This is a genomic window from Bradyrhizobium iriomotense (assembly GCF_030160715.1).
GTDB classification, from domain to species: Bacteria; Pseudomonadota; Alphaproteobacteria; order Rhizobiales; family Xanthobacteraceae; genus Bradyrhizobium; species Bradyrhizobium iriomotense.
Genome location: NZ_BSOW01000019.1, coordinates 92,043 through 107,446 on the forward strand (window position 1 = coordinate 92,043; position 15,404 = coordinate 107,446).

The 15,404-nt window shown below is 65.0% G+C and carries 16 protein-coding genes and 1 tRNA gene; 10 read left to right on the plus strand and 7 right to left on the minus strand.

Translation table 11 applies throughout. From position 1 onward, the window contains the following. The first annotated feature begins 161 nt into the window (after nt 1–161). Together QQL28_RS26040 and QQL28_RS26045 are read left to right on the plus strand one after the other, a co-directional pair. A complete protein-coding gene (locus tag QQL28_RS26040) occupies nt 162–1,094 on the plus strand; it encodes a hypothetical protein (protein WP_284270064.1) in 933 nt (310 codons plus the stop codon). A gap of 399 nt (nt 1,095–1,493) precedes the next feature. Continuing rightward, nucleotides 1,494–1,736, plus strand: coding sequence for a DUF3551 domain-containing protein (locus tag QQL28_RS26045; RefSeq protein ID WP_284270065.1), 243 nt, complete (start codon nt 1,494–1,496; stop codon nt 1,734–1,736). Nucleotides 1,737–2,104: 368 nt separating this feature from the next. Here QQL28_RS26045 and QQL28_RS26050 read toward each other — a convergent pair. Together QQL28_RS26050 and QQL28_RS26055 are read right to left on the minus strand one after the other, a co-directional pair. Next, nucleotides 2,105–2,180, minus strand: a tRNA-Ile gene (locus QQL28_RS26050). Nucleotides 2,181–2,506: 326 nt separating this feature from the next. Then, complete coding sequence (locus tag QQL28_RS26055; protein ID WP_284270066.1) at nt 2,507–3,484, minus strand: Bug family tripartite tricarboxylate transporter substrate binding protein; 978 nt, start codon at nt 3,482–3,484, stop codon at nt 2,507–2,509. A gap of 108 nt (nt 3,485–3,592) precedes the next feature. On the opposite strand from QQL28_RS26055, the gene QQL28_RS26060 reads away from it, so the two are divergent. Further along, entirely contained in the window at nt 3,593–4,567 is a 975-nt protein-coding gene (locus QQL28_RS26060) for a TAXI family TRAP transporter solute-binding subunit (protein WP_284270069.1), read from the plus strand. A 159-nt stretch (nt 4,568–4,726) separates the two neighbouring features. On the opposite strand, the gene QQL28_RS26065 is transcribed toward QQL28_RS26060, so the two are convergent. Further along, a complete protein-coding gene (locus tag QQL28_RS26065; RefSeq protein WP_284270071.1) occupies nt 4,727–5,944 on the minus strand; it encodes an ABC transporter substrate-binding protein in 1,218 nt (405 codons plus the stop codon). Nucleotides 5,945–6,062: 118 nt separating this feature from the next. Next, the gene (locus QQL28_RS26070) at nt 6,063–6,956 is read right to left on the minus strand and encodes a substrate-binding domain-containing protein (RefSeq protein WP_284270075.1); all 894 of its coding nucleotides are present in this window, start codon (nt 6,954–6,956) and stop codon (nt 6,063–6,065) included. 87 nt (nt 6,957–7,043) lie between these two features. Between QQL28_RS26070 and QQL28_RS26075 the strand changes: the two genes are divergently transcribed. The 5 genes from QQL28_RS26075 to QQL28_RS26095 are packed head-to-tail and all read left to right on the plus strand — an operon-like array spanning nt 7,044 to nt 12,420. Further along, a complete protein-coding gene (locus QQL28_RS26075) occupies nt 7,044–7,736 on the plus strand; it encodes an ABC transporter permease (protein WP_284270183.1) in 693 nt (230 codons plus the stop codon). 2 nt (nt 7,737–7,738) lie between these two features. Next, nucleotides 7,739–8,461 carry an ATP-binding cassette domain-containing protein gene (locus tag QQL28_RS26080; protein WP_284270186.1) on the plus strand — a complete coding sequence of 241 codons (723 nt, stop codon included), beginning with the start codon at nt 7,739–7,741 and terminating at the stop codon, nt 8,459–8,461. Between the two features lie 15 nt (nt 8,462–8,476). Next, nucleotides 8,477–9,310, plus strand: coding sequence for an ABC transporter substrate-binding protein (locus tag QQL28_RS26085; protein WP_284270078.1), 834 nt, complete (start codon nt 8,477–8,479; stop codon nt 9,308–9,310). Nucleotides 9,311–9,350: 40 nt separating this feature from the next. Continuing rightward, entirely contained in the window at nt 9,351–10,457 is a 1,107-nt protein-coding gene (locus QQL28_RS26090) for a molybdopterin-binding protein (RefSeq protein WP_284270080.1), read from the plus strand. A 13-nt stretch (nt 10,458–10,470) separates the two neighbouring features. After that, nucleotides 10,471–12,420, plus strand: a complete 1,950-nt coding sequence (locus QQL28_RS26095) for a molybdopterin biosynthesis protein (RefSeq protein ID WP_284270081.1) — start codon at nt 10,471–10,473, stop codon at nt 12,418–12,420. A gap of 43 nt (nt 12,421–12,463) precedes the next feature. Here the strand turns inward: QQL28_RS26095 and QQL28_RS26100 are convergent, their stop codons facing one another. Beyond that, on the minus strand, nt 12,464–12,718 hold the full coding sequence (locus QQL28_RS26100; RefSeq protein ID WP_284270082.1) for a hypothetical protein: 255 nt from the start codon (nt 12,716–12,718) through the stop codon (nt 12,464–12,466). A 124-nt stretch (nt 12,719–12,842) separates the two neighbouring features. On the opposite strand from QQL28_RS26100, the gene QQL28_RS26105 reads away from it, so the two are divergent. Beyond that, on the plus strand, nt 12,843–13,151 hold the full coding sequence (locus tag QQL28_RS26105) for a hypothetical protein (protein WP_284270083.1): 309 nt from the start codon (nt 12,843–12,845) through the stop codon (nt 13,149–13,151). Here QQL28_RS26105 and mobA read toward each other — a convergent pair. Both mobA and fdhD read right to left on the minus strand, forming a co-directional pair. Further along, nucleotides 13,145–13,828, minus strand: a complete 684-nt coding sequence (mobA, locus tag QQL28_RS26110) for a molybdenum cofactor guanylyltransferase MobA (protein ID WP_284270084.1) — start codon at nt 13,826–13,828, stop codon at nt 13,145–13,147. The two genes, QQL28_RS26105 and mobA, sit on opposite strands and share 7 nt — an antisense overlap. Further along, a complete protein-coding gene (gene fdhD, locus QQL28_RS26115; protein ID WP_284270085.1) occupies nt 13,773–14,663 on the minus strand; it encodes a formate dehydrogenase accessory sulfurtransferase FdhD in 891 nt (296 codons plus the stop codon). The genes mobA and fdhD overlap by 56 nt, the downstream gene beginning before the upstream one ends. A 213-nt stretch (nt 14,664–14,876) precedes the next feature. Here fdhD and mobB point away from each other — a divergent pair, with 213 nt between their 5' ends. Further along, a complete protein-coding gene (gene mobB / locus QQL28_RS26120) occupies nt 14,877–15,404 on the plus strand; it encodes a molybdopterin-guanine dinucleotide biosynthesis protein B (protein ID WP_284270086.1) in 528 nt (175 codons plus the stop codon).

Genomic DNA, 15,404 nt, shown 5'->3' on the forward strand with positions numbered 1-15,404 from the left:
TGATTTGTCGGTTCGCGCCGCAGACGACCTGGCACATTTGAACAACACTTTGGCCTACCTACGCACGTCGAACCCGGTTCGCCACCCCACATCGAGAACGCGGCGATTGGGACCCGCTACGGTCGTTGGGGACCGTACAGACGATATGAGAAGGCTGAGCCATGAAGACACTCGCAGCCGCACTGTTTGCGGCCACTGCCACCGCTTTGTCCGCTAACGCCGCACTCGCACTCGACCTCACATGCGCTGTGCCTCCACCGGATATGGACCCGCACGCTGTGGTCGCGCTCCGCATCACCGGCCGAGAATATGGAAACACCATCCGTAATCTGCAACCGGTATTCACCCTCCAGAACGGTGAGACCCGCGATCGTTCCGTCCAGTACCAGAAGGGATGGCGCGTTGAACCGGTCAGCTCATCGAGCGGCCCGGCCACGATGTGGCAGGGATACTATGGACCCGGCAACCACCACACTGTCGCGTTCGTCAAGCCGAATGATCCAAATGAAACCTATCGCGAGGATCATTACACCGACAAAGGTGTGCTTGAGCACAAAGACGCCTTCCGTTGCTGGCCGACCGGAACACAGCCCACAGTCGCTTCCAACGCTCCAGTTCAAACCAGCGAACAGGACGCGCATAATCGTTGGGACCAGCCCAACCCGAACACGCAGGACCTCCAACTACAGCGCCAAGCGGATCAGTCCCGCACTCGTTACGAGAACGCCCAACTAGACGGTCTTCCGAATTGCGGTGATGCGAATGTTTGGCGGGTGTTGATGAAAGTATTCAGCAATTCCACATTGGGCCACGTAGATGAAAGCCTCATGCGGATAATTCAACCGGGTCAGGCTCAGAGCATTGGGATCGATCGTAACAACGGTGCTAAATTCTGCCGGATCACTCTCCATGGCAATGAGCAGGCTGCTCACGAAATAGAAGATGGCATTATCGGCAAGCATACGCTGTCGCAGATCGCCTACAACATCAATCAAGCCGAAGGCGCCGGCAACCCGGAGACGCTTCGATACAAGATCCAGTTGAATGGCGAAGGTGGCTGGGTGCTGTACGTTCTCAACAACCCAGGGCACTAGGTCCTCCAAGCCCCTGCGCGGCGATTGGGACTCGATGCGGCGCATGAGCCCGCAAGTGGGCCCAACGCGGATCTCCGGCGATGTCCGCCTTCGTACCGCCCGTTAGGACAAAGCAGATATCGCGCGTGACGACGCTGGACTGGTAAATCACCCGGGAGGTCCGGCGTTTACACCGAAGCTTGGCCTGATTGTCTCTTATCTTCCGGTAAGTCGCCGCAAGGATGGGCTAGCAGCCCATGGTGCGTTTTGATGTTTGGCTACTGTCTGGGCACCCCACTGTATATGCGCCAAGGGAAACGGCTAAGAGCCCGAAAACGGTTGATCTAGCTCAACAGTCGCCTTGTCGTTTCGATGCCCGCTCAATGCGGTCATATTGTCCTGCATTCCATTGGAGCTACCATGCGCACAATCTTGGTCGCACTGACGCTGTTAGCAGCCGTCACCACTGCTCATGCCGCACACGATTATCCTTGGTGTGTCTATGGCGGAGGGCTTGGCGCCTCCGGTGACTGTTCTTACCAGACAAGAGAACAGTGCTTGGCTTCAGCATCCGGCCGGTGGAATACATACTGCGATATGAATCGGCACTATCTCTTTAAGCAGCGGCGCGCATCACATCCCAAGAAAGTCCACCACAATTGAAGGAGACGATGGGGGGTAGGGTGCGTCGATTCTTTGGCGCGCTCGCCGCGGCGACCAGGTCCCCACAAAAGTTGCGCATCCCCAAAATTGGAAACCTCAATTATCAGTCAGACTATTTGACCGCGCCGCAACTGTCTTGGTACGCCAGCGAGGTCCGCGATCCGGCCCCAGCCCGTCTTCGCTTCCGCTGCGCTCCAGCTACGCCGGACATGCTTCGCCCTTCCGTCTAGCGCGTGGGTGCGCCACGCGTAGCCTGCGGTCAACGGTCCGCCTTCGCCGAGAGGCTTCGGCGCGACAGCCTTCACTCGCTTCGCTGACCACTTGCGGCAACGGCTTGCCTAGCCGAAGCTCGCGAAGCGAGCGAAGGCTGGTGGGCCCGGCAGGACTCGAACCTGCAACCAGACCGTTATGAGCGGCCGGCTCTAACCATTGAGCTACAGGCCCCGCCGCGAGGCGGCCGCGGCAGGTGCGGCCGGCAACGGTGCGCCGTTCGTTTACAGGGCCTGAGCCGGGGGTGCAATGCCGACCCTGATCGACCGAAATGCCGGCGCTTCCCCCCAAGCCGTGCCCGAGGTGTCGCTTACGAATTACCGAAGTTGGCGATGTTGCACTTATGCTCCTGTTTTGCCCGACGTGTCAACTGACCGGGCGTCGACCGCATCCGTTCAGACCGCCATTTCTCCTTTGCATGGGGTTGTTTTCGATAATTTTGGTCGGGACGAGACCCCTCCGACCGTGCAGGGGCCTGGGCAAGAGTGCAATGCCGCCCATCAGTCGACCGAAACGCCCGCAAACTCGACCACTTTGCGCCATTTCTCGGTCTCGTCCTCGACCAGCTTGCCGAACTCGGTTGATGTCATTGGCCTCGGGATGCCGCCGGTCTCGGCGAGCCGTGCCACCAGCTTCGGGTCCTTCAGCGCCTCGCCGACGGCCTTGTTGAGGAGATCGACGATCTCGCCCGGCGTGCCCTTGGGCGCCGAGATGCCGTAGAAGCCGACCGATTCGAATCCCGGCACTGTCTCGGCGATGGCGGGCACATCGGGCACGCTCGGCCAGCGCTGCGGCGAGGTGACGCCGAGCGCGCGGACATTGCCGCCGCGCGCCTGCTCCAGCGCGGAGGGAAGGTTGTCGAAGATCAGCTGCACCTTGTTGGAGATGATGTCGGGGAAGGCGATCGCCGAACCGCGATAGGGCACATGCACCATGTCGCATTTGGTCATCGCCTTGAACAGCTCCGCCGACATGTGCACGGAGGTGCCGTTGCCGGAGGACGCATAGGAGATTTGGCCGGGATTGGCCTTGCAGTAGTCGATGAACTCCTGGACTGTCTTCACCGGCATGGCGTTGGAGACGACCAGCATGTTGGTGAGCTGCATGATGCTTGCGACCGGCGTCGTGTCGCGCAGGAAGTCGAACGGCAGCTTCTTGTACAACGAGGTCGAGATCGCGTTGTTGGGCGCGACGAACAGCAGCGTATAGCCGTCGGGCGGCGCGTTGATCGCCGCGGCGGCCGCGATGTTGCCACCGCTTCCGGTGCGGTTCTCGACGATGAACTGCTGGCCGAAGCGATCCGACAGCCATTGCGCCATGATCCGCGCCACGATGTCGACCGGGCCGCCCGCGGCAAAGCCGATCAGCCAGTGCACCGGGCGGTTCGGATAGTCGGCGGCGGAGGCGGGGGGTGAAGCGCCGACGATGCCGGAAAGAAGAGCAAGACCGAAAAGACCGCGACGCAAAACTCCCAACATGACGCCTCCCATTGCTTTATTGTCGTTGCCGCCATGCTTCCATAAAATCGAGCGGCTGCCTACATCGTCACGAGTTCGGTTTGACGCAGCAGGCGCCGAGGAGCCCTCATGAAACTTCGTTCGCTGATCATGCTGGGCGCGGTGCTGTTTGCAGGCGCAGCCACGGCCCAAAATCAACAGGATGGAGACAAGGCCATTTCGAAAACGACAATCAGCCTCGGCACCGCCACGCCCGGCGGCGGTTTCCCGCTTTATGGCAACGCCTTCGCCGACGTGATGAATACGGCCGATCCCGCGCTCGCGATCGCCCCGCGCAACACCAAGGGCAGCAACGAGAACATTCCGCTGCTGGAGAAGGGCGAGCTCGACCTCGCTTTGGTAGCCGGCGAGCCGGCCTACGAGGCCTTTGCCGGCATCGGCCGCGCGCCGGTGCGGCTAAAAATTCTCACGGCGATCTATTCCAATCCCGGCATGTTCGTGGTGCGGGCGGATAGTCCTTACAAGTCCATCCGCGATCTCGTTGGACAGCCGGTCGCGTTCGGCGCGAAGGGCTCGGGCCTGCCGATCCTGGCGCGCTATGTGCTCGACGGCCTTGGCCTCAAGCAGGACGAGGACTTCAAGGCGATCTATCTCGACCGCGCCGGCGACGGCCCTGCGATGGTCGAAGACGGCCGCGTCGCCGCACTCTGGGGCGCCGGCATCGGCTGGCCCGGCTTTGCCGCGGTCGCATCGAGCGCATCCGGTGCGCGCTTCATCGCGCCGAGCGCCGAGGAGATCGCGCGCATCCGCGCAAAGCATTCCTTCCTGAAGGCGCTGACGGTGCCGGCCGGCTCCTATCCGAAGCAGACCGAGCCGATCGCCTCGCTCGGCTCCTGGAGCTTTGTGCTTACGCGCGAGGATTTGCCGGACGATGTCGCGTATCGATTGGCGAAGACGCTACACGCTGTCGAGTCTGTGTTCTGCAAGAAACTCGCGCAGGCCTGCGAGACCACGGCGGCGAATACCGTCGCGGCCGCGCCGAGGCCGGAATTGATTCATCCGGGTGTGATGAAATACTTCCGCGAGATCGACGTGGCGAAGTGACATGGCAGTCTCGTGCCCCGGATGCTGCGCAGCGCGCCGCGCTTGCGGCGTGATGCGCTGCTGATCCAGGGCCCAGTGTGTGCCTGGTGGAATCGTGGGTCCCCGGCTCTGCGCAGCGGCACTTCGCGCCGCAGCGCGTCCGGGACACGGAGTTCGCGTCTATTTCTTCACCAGCGGACAGGCCGGATCGGTCGGGCCGAACGCCTGGTCGCCGGAAATGGTCGCGAGGATCTTGTAATAGTCCCAGGGATATTTGCTTTCCTCGGGCGACTTGACCTGCACCAGCCAGAGGTCGTGCACCATCAGATTGTCATCGCGCAGCTTGCCGTTGCGGGCGAAGAAATCCTCGATCGGCTTCTCCCGCATCTTCGCCGCGACCTTGAGCGGATCGTCGGTGCCGGTCTCCTTGACGGCGTTGAGATAGTGCATCACGGATGAATAAACGCCGGCCTGCCACATCGTCGGCATCCGGTTCATCTTGGCGAAATAGCGTTTGGCCCATTCGCGGGTCTTGTCGTCCATGTCCCAATAGAAGGACGTCGTCAGCAACAAGCCCTGTGCGGCCTGAAGGCCGAGGCCGTGGATGTCGGTGATCAGCGCGAGCAGCGCCGCCATCTGCTGGCCGCCCTTGAACACGCCGAACTCGGCGCCGGTCTTGATCTCGTTCATGTTGTTCGGGGGGCCTGCGGCAATGCCTATGATCTTCGCCTTCGAGGCCTGCGCTTGGAGCACGAACGAGGACAGGTCGGGCGTTGCCAGCGGCGGCCGCACCGAGCCCAGCACCTTGCCGCCACTCGCCGTCACGACCGCGGACGCATCGCGCTCCAGGGAATGTCCGAAGGCGTAGTCATCGGTGATGAAGAACCAGCTGTCGCCGCCGCGCTTGACCACGGCCTGCGCGGTGCCGACCGCGAGCGCGCGGGTGTCGAACACCCACTGGATCGCGTAGGGCGAGCAGAATTTGCCGTGGAAGTCGGCCGTCCCGGTCGAATGGGTGATGAAGAGCTTCTTCTTCTCGTTGGCGATGTTCTGCACCGCCAACCCCACCGCCGACACCGGGACGTCGACGATGAGGTCGACCTGATCGACGTCGTACCAGCGCCGTGCCAGCGCCGCGCCGATGTCGGCCTTGAGCTGGTGGTCGCCGACGGTGATGCTGATCGGCTTGCCGAGCACCTTGCCGCCGAAATCGTCGATCGCCATCTGCGCCGCCGTCACCGAGCCCTGGCCGGTCGGCGTCGAGGCCGGGCCGTTCATGTCGGTGAGCACGCCGATCTTGACGACGTCGTCGGACAGTTGCGCCGAGGCGGTGCCCGACAGCAGCGTCACGGCCGCGAGCGCGGCGACGACGGACAGTCCTGTTCTGACTGGAGTCACGCTATTCCTCCCCTCATGCGGCTCGTTGGCCGCTGTTCCCTTGATTTGATTGCGGCCGGGTATGGCCCGGCTGAATTGGTTTCTTTTGCAACTATTTGGGGCCGGGCGTCAACGTTGGTCAGGCGGAGAAGCGGATCTGGCCGGCCGGCGAGGGATCGTAGCCAGTCAGCTCCTCGGCACGCTGGCGCAGCTTCTTCTCGCTGAGGAACCGGATCAGCGCCTGCATCGGCGGGCGGAAATAGCTGCGCTGCCGCATGGCGAGATCGAAATTCTCCCAGAGCAGCGGGACGAAATCGAGCCCGGCCGACTTCGCCGCCCCCCGCGTTGCGACGCCGCAATCGGCGTGCCCGGCGCGGATCGTGGTGGCGAGGTCGGGCCCGGTGAGGCTCGGCGCATCCAGCCGGCGCAGATCGCGAAAGGAGGCGCCGGCCCGCTTGAGCAGCACGTCGAGCAGCATCTGCGCGCCTGCGCCCTCTTGCCGCAGCGCCATCCTGGCCCCGAGCGCGAGCACGTCCGGCAGGCTGCGCAGCCGCTTCGGGTTGCCGGGGGGCACCAAAAGGCCCTGCTCGCGGCGCACCAGGCCGACCAGCAAGGCATCGTGCAGGTCCGGCGCGGTGCGCAAGGCGGCAGCATTGGCGTCGTTGGCGAAATTGTCCGAGCTGTCGAGGCCGTGAAAATGCAGCGCCGCCGCCATCACCTCGTCGCGCTGCAAGCGTTCCAGCCCTCGCGCGGTGCCCTCGTTGAGCGAAGCAAGGCCGGAGCCGCACTCCCTGAGGCTCCATTCCAGCAGGCTGTCCTGACTGCCGCCGACGATCGGCGGCGGCTCGGTCGCCCTCATGCCCGCCGGGCGCGCCAGGCCTGACAGCACCCATAAATCGAGCTCATGGCGCGGGAACAACCACTTCCCCGTCACCTTGCTACAGGGAATCGCCCCGTTGGTGACGAGCTCATAGAGCTTGCGCTCGCCCAACCGGAGGTAGTCCGCCGCCTCACCGGTCGTCAGAAATTCCATTCTGCATTCCTATGCATATCTTTGCTTTCTTTTTGGCATTTGACGCAGGCCGGAATTTTTGCAGTTGAATGTCGTCTTATGGGAACCATGCCCGATCATCTCAGTGCTTTGCAACTCATCCTCAGCGGCGATCCTGCGCTGCTGGCGATCGTACGGCTCTCACTTGGTGTGAGCCTTGCGGCAGTGGCGCTGGCGTCTGCCATCGGTATGCCGCTCGGCGCGTTGCTGGCGCTGACGCATTTCCGGGGGCGCGCTGTCCTGGTCGTGCTGCTCAACGCGATGATGGGCCTGCCGCCGGTCGTGGTCGGGCTTGCGCTTTATCTACTGCTGTCGCGCGCGGGGCCGCTCGGCGAACTCGGCATTCTCTTCACGCCGACGGCGATGGTGATCGCGCAGACGGTGCTGATCGTGCCGATCATCGCCGCGTTGACGCGGCAGACGGTGGAGGACCTCTGGGTCGAATATCACGACGAGCTTCGCGCCATGAATGTCGGTGCGCTCGGCCGCATGACGACGCTGTTGTGGGATGCGCGCTTCAGCCTGCTCACGGCGCTACTGGCCGGCTTCGGCCGCGCTGCGGCGGAAGTCGGCGCGGTCATGATTGTCGGGGGCAATATCGCCGGCTTTACCCGCACCATGACCACGACGGTGGCGCTGGAGACATCCAAAGGCAATCTGCCGCTGGCCATGGGTGTCGGCGCGATCCTGATCGTCATCGTGCTCGCCATCAACGCGGCCGCATGGGGCACGCGCGTCTGGTCGCAGCGGGTGACGGGGTGACCATGCGGGCGCCGATCAGCGATCTTCCCATGGTGCTCGAGGACGTCTCGCTCCGGAGGGGCGCGGCTGCGATCCTCGATCGCATCAGCCTTACGATCACGCCGGGTCCGCCGACGCTGCTGATCGGCCCCAACGGCTCCGGCAAGACCAGCCTGCTGCGGCTGTGCATGGGACTTGTGACGCCGACGGGCGGCCGCATCAGTTGGGGTGGCCGCAGCGATCCGGCGCCGACGCGGCGCGCCTTCGTGTTCCAGCGCCCGGTGATGTTGCGGCGCACGGCCGCAGCCAACGTCACCTACGCCCTGGCGCAGGCCGGCGCGCCGCACGCGCAGCGGACCGGTCGCGCGGCGGCGCTGTTGGAGCGGGTCGGCCTTGCCGATCTCGCGCACCGTCCGGCGAGGCTCCTCTCCGGCGGCGAGCAGCAGCGGCTGGCGCTGGCCCGGGCGCTCGCGCGCGATCCCGAGCTTCTCCTGCTGGACGAGCCGACCGCCAATCTCGATCCCGCCGCAACGCGCGCGGTGGAAGAGATCGTCACGAGCGCGGCGCAATCCGGAATCAAGATCGTGATGGCCTCGCACGATCTCGGCCAGGTGCGGCGGCTTGCGGGCGAGGTGGTCTTCCTCGCGCGCGGGACGCTGTGCGAGCGCGCGCGGGCGAGCGAATTCCTGGACCATCCGGCAACGCCGGAGGCGCAGGCCTTCCTGCGCGGCGATCTCGTGATTTGAAGGTGGAGTTTTCTGATGGCTTTTCGCCGCCCGTTCCTTGCGCTCGCGATGCTGCTGGGCATCGCCTTGGTCAGTTCGACTTCGTCGGCCGAGGATCGCTCGATCGTCGTGGCCTCGACGACGTCGACGCAGGACTCCGGCCTGTTCGGTTATCTCCTGCCGCTGTTCAAGGCCAAGACCGGCATCGACGTGAAGGTGATCGCGCAAGGCACCGGCCAGGCGCTCGACACCGGACGCCGCGGTGATGCCGATGTCGTGTTCGTGCACGCGAAGCCGCAGGAGGAGAGGTTCGTCGCCGACGGATTTGGCGTGAAGCGTTTCGACGTGATGTACAACGACTTCGTGCTGATCGGGCCGAAGAGCGATCCCGCCGGCGTCAAGGGCAAGGACATCGCGACCGCGCTGAAGGCGATCGAGGCCAAGGGCGCGCCGTTCGTCTCGCGCGGCGACCGCTCCGGCACCCATGCCGCCGAACTCGCACTCTGGATCATCGCCGGCATCGACGTCGCGAGCGCCAAGGCTGCCTGGTATCGCGAGATCGGGCAGGGCATGGGCGCGGCGCTCAACACCGCGAGCGCGATGAATGCCTATGTGCTCTCCGATCGCGGCACCTGGATCGCGTTCAAGAACCGCGGCGATCTCGACGTCGTCGTCGAGGGCGACAAGCGGCTGTTCAACCAATATGGCGTGATGCTGGTGAATCCGGAAAAGTATCCCAGCGTGAAGAAGGAGCTGGGGCAGACCTTCGTCGACTGGCTGATCTCGCCGGAGGGCCAGGTCGCAATCGCCGGCTACAAGATCGACGGCCAGCAGCTGTTCTTTCCGGATGCCGCGAAGAAGCCCGATTAGGCGAGTTGCCAAACGGGGCGCTGCGTGGTCCTTCTGAGGGATGACCCAGCGCCTGCCGCCGTCCCTCACACCGCTCGATCTCGCGCTCGCCGCACTGTTGCGCGGCGTCGAGCCGGTTACGCCGGTCGATTTGCCGCTCACCGAGGTGCTCGGCTGCGTCGCGGCCGGAATGCTGCCGCTCGGTGCTTATCCGCCGTACGATATCGCTGCCTCGGATGGCTGGGCCTTGCGCGCCAGCGATCTCGTCGGCGCGTCCTCCTACTCGCCGTTGCGTTTGGCAGCGCCTCCGGTTTGGGTCGATGCCGGCGACGCGATGCCTGAGGGATGCGACTGCGTGCTCGATGCCGATGCGGTCGATATGGCGGGGCCGATCACTGAAGTGCTCACCGAAGGTTTTCCCGGGCGGGGAGTCCGGCGGACGGGTAGCGATATGGCCGCGGACATCTCGATCGTTTCCGCGGGCCTGCCTGTTCGCGCGACCGGGCTTCTGCTGGCGCGAGCTGCGGAACTGAAGACTTTGAGCGTGCGGCGTCCCCGGCTGCGCATCGTCAACACGCCCGGCGGCACCGTGGCCGCGCAGCTCATTGAGGATCAGGCTCGCGCCGCGGGCGCGCAAGTGACTGCTGCTGAGGCAAGCGCGCGCGATGCGGCCTCGATCGCGAACGTGCTCGATACCAGCGCTTGCGACCTGCTGCTGACGATCGGCGGCAGCGGCGTCGGCCGCAAGGATGCTGCCGTCGCTGCGCTGGCTGATCGCGGCGAGGTCCTGGCCCACGGCATTGCGATGCAGCCGGGACGAACCGCGGCGATCGGAAAGCTCGGATCGGTTCCCGTCATCGCGCTGCCGGGCGCGCCGGATCAGGCATTTGCGGCCTGGCTCGCGGTGGCCTGTCCGGTGCTGGATCATCGGTCGGCGCGGGCCTCGCGCAAATCCGTCGCCATGCCGCTCGCCCGCAAGATCGCCTCAAATGTCGGCATGGCGGAGATCGCGCTGCTGGCCGAGGAACAAGGCGCGTGGCTGCCGCTCGCGGTCGGTGAGCTGTCCTTGCAGGCGATCGCCCGTGCCGATGCATGGCTGCTCGTTCCCGGCGACAGTGAAGGATTTGCGGCGGGTGCGCCGGTCGATGCCTATCTGATGCGGGAATGATATGGGTTCCGGCATGAACAAGATTCCGCAACCGAGCGACCGCGGTTCGGTCGATCAGGAGCAGTTCCTCAAGATCCTCTCCCGCGAGGAGGCGCTGGCGCGCTTTGAAGCGGCGCTGTTCCCCCGCGCGCTGCCGAGCGAGATCCGCACGCTTGCGGCTGCGCTCGGACGCGCACTCGCCGAAGACATTTTTGCGCCGATCGACGTGCCGCCCTTCGACCGCTCCAATGTCGACGGCTTTGCCATCCGCTCCGCAGATCTTGCCGCGGCGAGCGAGGCCGCGCCCGTGCGTCTCGCCCTAAACGGCGAGATCATCGCCTGCGGCACGGCGCCGGTGCTACAGGTCGCCTCCGGCACGGCGACGGCGATCGCAACCGGCGGCCCGCTGCCGCGCGGCGCCGATGCTGTGGTCATGGTCGAGCACACCCAGCCGGCGGGAACGGGCGCGATCGAGGTCCGGCGCGCGGCTTCGCCGGGCCAGTTCGTGTCCTATGCCGGCTCGGACATCGCGCGCGCCGAAGCCTTGCTGCGCAGTGGCACCATCATCGGCTCGCGCGAGATCGGAATGCTCGCGGCCTGCGGCATTGCCGAGGTCAAGGTCGTGCGGAGGCCGCGCGTTGCGGTCGTCTCGACCGGCGACGAGCTGGTGCAACCCGGCGAGGTGCTCGCGCCCCCTGCGATCTACGACACCAATGGCGCGATCGTCGCGGCTGCGATCGACGAGAACGGCGGCGCGGCGCATTTCGTCGGCGCCATTCCGGACGACGAGGCCAAGCTCGAGGCGGCGATGCGCGAGGCGCTGGCGGAGGCCGACATGCTGGTGCTGTCGGGCGGCACGTCGAAAGGGGCGGGCGATGTGTCCCATCGCATTATCGGACGCCTCGGCCAGCCCGGCATCATCGCCCACGGCGTCGCGCTCAAGCCCGGCAAGCCGCTGTGCCTTGCGGTCTGCGACGGCAAGCCGGTGGTGATCCTGCCGGGCTTTCCGACCTCTGCGATGTTCACCTTCCACGACATGATCGTGCCGGTGTTACGGCGGATGGCGGGCCTGCCGCCGCGTGCGGATGCCAAAGTGAGTGCGATGGTGCCCGTGCGCATCGCCTCCGAGCTTGGCCGCACCGAGTTCGTGATGGTGTCGCTGGTCGAGGCCAGGGACGGATTGATCGCCTACCCCTCGGGAAAGGGCTCCGGCGCGATCACGTCCTTCGCGCAGGCAGACGGATTTTTGCGCATCGATGCGCTCGCCGACCAGATGCCGGCGGGCACCGAGGCCGAGGTGACGCTGTTCACGCCGCATGTGCGCGTGCCCGATCTCGTCATCATCGGCAGCCATTGCACCGGGCTCGATCTCGTCACCGCGCCGCTTGCGCGTGCGGGCTTGAGCGTGCGCTCAATTGCGGTGGGCAGTCTCGGCGGTCTGGCGGCGGCGCGGCGCGGCGAGTGCGATCTCGCGCCGATCCATCTGTTCGACGAGAAGACCGAGACCTACAACACGCCCTATCTCGCCGACGGGCTCGAACTGGTGCCGGGCTGGCGGCGGATGCAGGGCATCGTGTTCCGTCTGGGCGACAGGCGTTTCGAGGGCTTTAGCGCAAAGGACGCCGTCGCTGTGGCGCTCGCCGATCCCGCCTGCATCATGGTCAACCGCAACCAGGGCGCCGGCACGCGCATCCTGATCGACCGCCTGCTCGGCGGCGCGCGGCCCGAAGGCTATTGGAATCAGCCGCGCTCGCACAATGCGGTGGCTGCCGCGGTGGCGCAGCATCGCGCCGACTGGGGCATGACCATCGCGCCGGTCGCCCATGCATCCGGCCTCGGTTTCATTCCGCTTGCAGAGGAGCATTATGATTTCGCGCTGGTGAGCGCGCGCAAGCAGCGCCGGGCGGTGCAGGCTTTTCTGGATGCGCTTGCCTCGGACGAAAGCCGCGCGGCGCTGTCGCGGGCCGGATTCCGGCCGGCGTAAATCAGTAAATCAAGAGAGAGAACCGGTAGCATCTGCTCGATGGCTATGACGCCTGGATCGTGCCGCTCGCGGCCTGATCAGGCTGCGCCCGTAGGCGTTCGCGCTCTTCCGCCTCGGCAAGTGCGCGCTGTGCCGCGGGCGGAAGTGGTTTGGTATCCGGCGGGACCTCGACGAGCTTGTCGGCGCCGGTGGTCAGCCGCGCAAGGTACTGCGAGTCGGCGATGAAGATCGCGATATCGAGCGCGAAGTTGACCGCGCGGACAAGGAATACCAGGAAGCCCCAGACAATCTCGATCATCACCGTCAACCGGTAAAGGTATCGAACGATCCTTGGTCGCGCTGCGGCTCAACCCGGTTCAGGGTACGTCCGGCCCGTGAACTCGCCGCCCTGCCACAGCGACCAATGTGGCGAGGATCAACCCATGCCCCTGTCGTCCCAGCTCAATTTCCGCATGATCGCCGCCTTTGTCGCGGCCGCCGGCACGCTGTTCTGGCTCTACACCTTCTATGCCATCGCGCACGTCCCGCCGGGTGACGGCACCGGGTTTCAATGGCTCGCGGTGTTTCCGCTCGGGATGATCTTCGCCCTGTTCTTCCTGCCGGCCTGGCTGCTGGTCGCGATTGGTCGGCTGCCGCGATTTACGATGCTTTTTGGCCTCTGCGGCCTGATCGCCTTTGCGATCGTGTGGGCGCAATTGCTGACCGAATTCCCCAAAATCCAACTTTATTGAGCTGAACGCTCATCCAGCGCCGCCAACCGCTCGGCTTCCGCGATGTCTTCGACCGTGTTGGCGTTGAAGAACGGATCGAGCGGCTCCATCGGCCAAGTCACCGTTGCGAGCGGATAGCGCGCGGTCCAGCGGTCGATCTTGCGGATGTCTTCGACGACGAGAGCTTGACGCAATTCGTCGCGCAAGGCGACGCGCCACAATCCGATCACCGGATGCGACTGCTCGCCGGACGCGGCGACGGCGAGCTGCGCATTGTCTGCCGCGCGCGCCGCATGCAGGCGTGCGACGAGATCGCGCGGCAGGAAAGGGCAGTCGCCGGCGGCGCTCAAAACCCATTTGATGCCGGGCCGGTTCGTCGCGGTCCAGTCGAGCGCGGCGAGAATGCCGGCGAGCGGCCCGGGATAGCCCGGCACGTCATCGGCGACGACGGTCAATCCGAACGCGGAAAAACGCAAAGGCTCGCCATTGGCGTTGAGGATCAGCCCGTCACATTGCGGCTTCAGGCGCGCGATCACGCGCTCCAGGATAGTGCGGCCGCCAATCGTTCGCATCGGCTTGTCGCCGCCGCCCATGCGCCGCGCGAGGCCGCCTGCGAGCAGCACGCCCACGGTGGGCGGAATCTCAGTCGTCACCACCTTCACCCTTGCGCTTGTGCTTGGCCGACTCCTCCTCGACATAAGCGAGGTTCTGGTCGTAGACGATGCGCTCTTCGCCTGCGAGCGCGATGAAGCGCTTGCCGCGGGTGCGTCCGATCAGCGTCAGCCCGACCTGGCGGGCGAGATCGACGCCCCATGCGGTGAAGCCGGAGCGCGACACCAGGATGGGGATGCCCATCCGTACCGTCTTGATCACCATCTCGGAAGTCAGCCGGCCCGTGGTGTAGAGGATCTTGTCGGAGGCCTCGACGCCGTGGCGGTACATCCAGCCCGCGATCTTGTCGACGGCGTTGTGGCGGCCGACATCCTCGGTGTAGCAGAGCGGCGTGCCCTCCTTGCACAGCACGCAGCCATGGATCGCGCCGGCCTCGAGATAGAGCGAGGGCATGGTGTTGATGGTCTGCGTCATCTGGTAGAGCCAGGAGGTGCGCAGCTCGGCCTTCGGCAGCGCCACGCTTTCCACCGCTTCCAGCAGGTCGCCGAATGCCGTGCCTTGCGCACAGCCCGAGGTCTGCGTGCGCTTCTTCAGCTTCGCCTCGAAATTGGTGTGATGCGAGGTGCGCACCACGACGACCTGGAGGTCGTCGTCATATTCGACCTCGGTGACGACGTCGCTGTATTTCAGCATGTTCTGGTTGAGGAGATAGCCGAGCGCCAGATACTCCGGATAGTCGCCGATCGTCATCATGGTGACGATCTCCTGGGCGTTGAGATAGAGTGTCAACGGCCGCTCCATCGGCACCTTGGTCTCGATCCTCGCGCCGGCCTGGTCGACGCCCACGACGCTCTGCGTCAGGCGCGGATCGTCCGGGTTCGGGACGATCAGGGGGACCGGGGCTTTGTCGATCTTCATCATGGGCGCGAGGTTAGCATGACATTCGGCTCAGGCCGATATAAGCATGGTGGGGAGAAAACGAAATGCCGCCTCCCTCGTCATTGCGAGGAGCGCAGCGACGAAGCAATCCAGACCGTTGCCGCTGGGGGATTCTGGATTGCTTCGCTTTGCTCGCAATGACGGTGGAAGCGGCGGTTCCACATACCGCCTGCGCCTCGCGGAGAAAGAACTGGAATGAAAATCATCGGCCTGGCGGGGTGGAGCGGAGCGGGCAAGACCACGCTGTTGACGCGGCTGATTCCGCATTTCAATGCGCAAGGCCTGCGCGTCTCCGTGATCAAGCATGCCCATCACCAGTTCGACGTCGACGTGCCCGGCAAGGATTCCTGGCGCCATCGCGAGGCGGGTGCGGCCGAGGTGCTGGTGGCTTCCGAGAAACGCTGGGCGCTGATGCATGAGCTGCGCGGTGCGGCCGAGCCGCGGTTGCCGGAACTGCTCGCAAAGCTGTCGGCGGTCGACCTCGTCGTGGTCGAAGGTTTCAAGCGCGAACCGCATCGCAAGATCGAGGTGCACCGCGCTGCCAATGCCAAGCCGCTACTGTTTCCCGACGATCCCGGCATCGTCGGGATTGCAACCGACGTTGCGGTTGAAACCAGGCTGCCGACGGTCCATCTCGATGATATCCCGGCAGTGGCCGCGCTCGTCTTGCGCTCCGCAATGCCGGCCGACGAGGCGATGGCAAAGAGCGCGCTCGCGCGCTGA

Bases quoted from the DNA above. Each gene is read 5' to 3' on its own strand.
- QQL28_RS26040 (WP_284270064.1), top strand. From the start codon at position 162: ATGAAGACACTCGCAGCCGCACTGTTTGCGGCCACTGCCACCGCTTTG.
- QQL28_RS26045 (WP_284270065.1), top strand. From the start codon at position 1,494: ATGCGCACAATCTTGGTCGCACTGACGCTGTTAGCAGCCGTCACCACT.
- QQL28_RS26055 (WP_284270066.1), bottom strand. From the start codon at position 3,484: ATGTTGGGAGTTTTGCGTCGCGGTCTTTTCGGTCTTGCTCTTCTTTCC.
- QQL28_RS26060 (WP_284270069.1), top strand. From the start codon at position 3,593: ATGAAACTTCGTTCGCTGATCATGCTGGGCGCGGTGCTGTTTGCAGGC.
- QQL28_RS26070 (WP_284270075.1), bottom strand. From the start codon at position 6,956: ATGGAATTTCTGACGACCGGTGAGGCGGCGGACTACCTCCGGTTGGGC.
- QQL28_RS26075 (WP_284270183.1), top strand. From the start codon at position 7,044: ATGCCCGATCATCTCAGTGCTTTGCAACTCATCCTCAGCGGCGATCCT.
- QQL28_RS26080 (WP_284270186.1), top strand. From the start codon at position 7,739: ATGCGGGCGCCGATCAGCGATCTTCCCATGGTGCTCGAGGACGTCTCG.
- QQL28_RS26085 (WP_284270078.1), top strand. From the start codon at position 8,477: ATGGCTTTTCGCCGCCCGTTCCTTGCGCTCGCGATGCTGCTGGGCATC.
- QQL28_RS26090 (WP_284270080.1), top strand. From the start codon at position 9,351: ATGACCCAGCGCCTGCCGCCGTCCCTCACACCGCTCGATCTCGCGCTC.
- QQL28_RS26095 (WP_284270081.1), top strand. From the start codon at position 10,471: ATGAACAAGATTCCGCAACCGAGCGACCGCGGTTCGGTCGATCAGGAG.
- QQL28_RS26100 (WP_284270082.1), bottom strand. From the start codon at position 12,718: ATGATCGAGATTGTCTGGGGCTTCCTGGTATTCCTTGTCCGCGCGGTC.
- QQL28_RS26105 (WP_284270083.1), top strand. From the start codon at position 12,843: ATGCCCCTGTCGTCCCAGCTCAATTTCCGCATGATCGCCGCCTTTGTC.
- mobA (WP_284270084.1), bottom strand. From the start codon at position 13,828: ATGTCGAGGAGGAGTCGGCCAAGCACAAGCGCAAGGGTGAAGGTGGTG.
- fdhD (WP_284270085.1), bottom strand. From the start codon at position 14,663: ATGATGAAGATCGACAAAGCCCCGGTCCCCCTGATCGTCCCGAACCCG.
- mobB (WP_284270086.1), top strand. From the start codon at position 14,877: ATGAAAATCATCGGCCTGGCGGGGTGGAGCGGAGCGGGCAAGACCACG.